The following is a 405-nucleotide window of genomic DNA, read 5'->3' as shown; positions in this document are numbered from 1 at the left end:
GTTCTATACGTCTTCTGATCCTTGGAATTATGACAAAACACCCGATGACCAAACCAGAATCGAAATGCTTTTGTCGGAACTACCCAAGCAATCCTATGAAAGAGTTCTGGATATTGGATGTGGAAACGGGTTCCTGACAGCTCACTTGCCCGGCAAAGAAATTATTGGGGTAGATGTGTCGGAGAAAGCATTAAATTGGGCCCAAAAGCGATGCTCCGACTCGCGGTATTCGTTTAGACAAGCTGGCATCTTTGATCTTCATCCCGAACAGCTGGGTACGTTCGATTTGATAGTGATAACCGGGGTGCTTTATCCGCAATATATCGGTAATGCGCTAGAATTAACCAGGCTGAGGATTGATAGTATCCTCCGGCCCTCCGGTATTTTGATGCATGCCCACATAAT

Annotated in this window: 1 protein-coding gene; it reads left to right on the top strand. The window is 45.7% G+C overall.

All coding sequences use genetic code 11. The features are described 5' to 3' along the window. On the top strand, positions 1 to 405 hold a 405-nt coding region (locus AB4Z23_RS28785), incomplete at both ends, for a class I SAM-dependent methyltransferase (RefSeq protein WP_441361351.1).

Origin of the sequence: Agrobacterium sp. MCAB5, from assembly GCF_052114365.1 — a bacterium.
Lineage (GTDB): Bacteria > Pseudomonadota > Alphaproteobacteria > Rhizobiales > Rhizobiaceae > Agrobacterium > Agrobacterium tumefaciens.
The sequence above is the reverse complement of the archived record's forward strand: the minus strand, read 5'-3'. Positions and strand labels throughout refer to the sequence as shown.